The organism is Pacificibacter sp. (assembly GCF_039769035.1).
Lineage (GTDB): Bacteria > Pseudomonadota > Alphaproteobacteria > Rhodobacterales > Rhodobacteraceae > Celeribacter.
This window is the reverse complement of sequence record NZ_JBDMZG010000129.1, coordinates 1-2,611: the sequence shown is the minus strand read 5'-3', so window position 1 is coordinate 2,611 and position 2,611 is coordinate 1. Positions and strand designations below refer to the sequence as shown.

2 protein-coding genes and 1 pseudogene are annotated in these 2,611 nt (G+C 53.1%); 1 reads left to right on the top strand and 2 read right to left on the bottom strand.

The window, feature by feature from the left end; all coding sequences use genetic code 11:
- Window positions 1-263, top strand: a pseudogene (locus tag ABF287_RS11395) (tripartite tricarboxylate transporter permease); the annotation flags it as partial.
- Window positions 264-279: 16 nt separating this feature from the next.
- Here the strand turns inward: ABF287_RS11395 and ABF287_RS11390 are convergent.
- Together ABF287_RS11390 and ABF287_RS11385 are read right to left on the bottom strand one after the other, a co-directional pair.
- Complete coding sequence (locus tag ABF287_RS11390) at window positions 280-1,101, bottom strand: citryl-CoA lyase (RefSeq protein WP_347185129.1); 822 nt, start codon at window positions 1,099-1,101, stop codon at window positions 280-282.
- Window positions 1,098-2,285, bottom strand: coding sequence for a CoA transferase (locus ABF287_RS11385; protein WP_347185128.1), 1,188 nt, complete (start codon window positions 2,283-2,285; stop codon window positions 1,098-1,100). The genes ABF287_RS11390 and ABF287_RS11385 overlap by 4 nt, the downstream gene beginning before the upstream one ends.
- Window positions 2,286-2,611: the final 326 nt, after the last annotated feature.

The window sequence follows — 2,611 nt, the reverse complement described above, 5'->3', positions numbered from 1 at the left end:
TTGGCCAGAACAACGCGACAGAATTGTTGATGTTGGTCGGGTTTGGTGTGTGTGGTATCGCGCTGAAATTCGCTAATTATCCGCTGCCGCCGCTGCTTATCGGTTTCATCTTGGGCGGCATGATGGAAGATAATTTCTCTCGCTCAATGCAGCTATATGGCGGCGTTTCGTTTATTCTGGAACGGCCTATGACACTGGGGCTGTTAGTCATCGCGGCTGGATTGATCATCGTTCCAGTCTTGCGGACTCGCCTAGCAAAATAGTGCAGCTTGGGCAGGTTCAGTTACCGTCAGGGATCGGGTTTACACCTCGATAGGTCCAACGATAGCCGGGTGGCGTTGGACCTTTGTTGCGCTCTCCCTGATTCATCTGTTCCCAAGCATGGGCGATGATGCCGACCGATCGTGACAAGCAGAATAACCCGCGCGCCAATGGTCCGGCAAACCCAAGCTCTGCGTAGATCACCGCCGTCGCGCCGTCGATATTCATTGGCACAGGCTTGCCTTTGCTGGCGTTCAAAGTGCTTTGAAGAGACCGGCCGATTGTCGCAAACCGGCCACTAACGGCACCGGTTTCAGACGCGGCATCAACAAGCGACAATAAGCGCGGCGCACGAGGGTCTTCGGGCTTATGAAATCTATGACCGAATCCAGGGACAAACACGCCGCGTTCTGATTGCCACTTATCAATCATGTCTTGAGTGGCCTGTGGCAATTCTTGCCCCATTTGGACTGCATCATCAATCCAACAATACAGTTCAACCGCCTGTTCGCCAGCACCGCCATGCACATCGTCCAGCATATTTACCGCTGACGCCAATGCACCATTCAACCCCAAACCACAAGACACGGCCATGCGGGCTGTCGCGATCGATGGCGCTTGGGGGCCATGGTCAACGGCGGCCACAAGAGCGGCCTCAAACAGTTTTGCCTGTTCGTCTGTTGGCATGTCGCCACGTGTCATCAACCAGATCATTTGTGGAAATGTTACAGCGCCAATCATATCCTCAATCGGGCGGCCCCGCATACGGATTTGGCCCGGTGCCATGTCGATTATTTCAGTCGACCACCAATTTGAAACCTCACGCCCTTGGTCCGTCATATCACACCCTCCTTTTTGAGAGATAAAAGCTCATCTTTGGTTAACCCGAGACTAGCAAAAACATCCTCATTATCTTGACCCAGAACGGGGGGCGGGTTTGTGACATGCGGAGCCTCGCCATCCAGCTTAATACCGGTCGTTGCGACCTTGATATCACGGCCAACGCCCGAGACGTTTTCATAGTGATGCAACATCCCGCGATCCGCAATTTGCGGCGTGTCCAAAACCTCTGGCACCGTCAGAACAGCACCTGCAGGCACGCCAATTCGGTTCAATTCTTTGGCCCAATCGCGGGCGGAACGGGCGCTAAGAACCGCTTCCAACTCGGCCTTCAGGGCTGCTCGGTTTTGCTTTCGTAATTCTCGGTTACGATAGTCGGGGTCGTCACATAAGTCGACCAGCCCTAGGTGTTGGGCCAAAAGCGCCCACTGTTCATCCTTGTTGGCCGCGATATTGATCAAACCATCTTTCGCCATGAATGCGCCCGATGGGGCCGAAGTGATATTCTCGTTCCCATTCGCAGAGGGCTCCACGCCAGCGATCAAATGGTTTGATATTACCCAGCCCATCGTCACAAGCGTAGATTCAAGCATCGAGACATCAATTAATCCACCACGCGGCGAAGCATTAAGTGCCGAAGATATAGCAAACGCCGCGGTTAAACCTCCAACAGTGTCAGCGACCGGAAAGCCGACACGTAGAGGCGCGCTGTCCGCGTCACCGGTGATCGACATGACACCAGACGCCCCCTGAATGATCTGATCATAGGCCGGGCGATGTACCCACGGTCCATCCTGCCCAAACCCCGAAATCGCACAATAAATCAATTCTGGATTCACTTGCTTAAGTGTTTCAAAGCCGAGCTCAAGTCGATTCATTACGCCAGGGCGGAAGTTTTCGACGACTACATCAGCTGTCTCGACCAACCTGAGGAAAAGCGCTTTTCCTTTAGCATCTTTGAGATTGATCGTGATCGATTTTTTACCCGCGTTCTGCGCCAGAAACGAAATACCCATTCCGGCTTTGTTAAGCGCGGGATCGGCGCCTAGCTTACGTGCCAGATCACCCCGACCAACGGCCTCGATCTTAATGACCTCCGCTCCCAGATGCGCCAGTTGGTGGCAGCAAAACGGACCGGCAAGGACATTAGTCAGATCAAGAACCCTGATCCCATTGAGTGGCATTGGCACTTCTAACTTCTCCAAACACGTCTGTTACAATCAAAATTGCTAAGCTAGATTCTATAGGATCCAGTCGCGGCTGGATACCGTTGTTTTGATCGACCACGCTTAAGGCTTGTTTTGTAGGTGCAACGAAAACTTCGCTCCCTCAAGACGTGTGATCGCACCGAAGTTACTGATTTGGCAGAGACTAGGGGAGCAATTCTTATGGCTTCCTTAGAGCAGACGTTTGTGAGTGTCGCAGCAACTGCGCTCTGGGCTCGAACCTGATGTTCGCCGCAAAATTAACTAACGGCCGCTCTGGGCTGAAGGCGTTACAACAGCTCCAC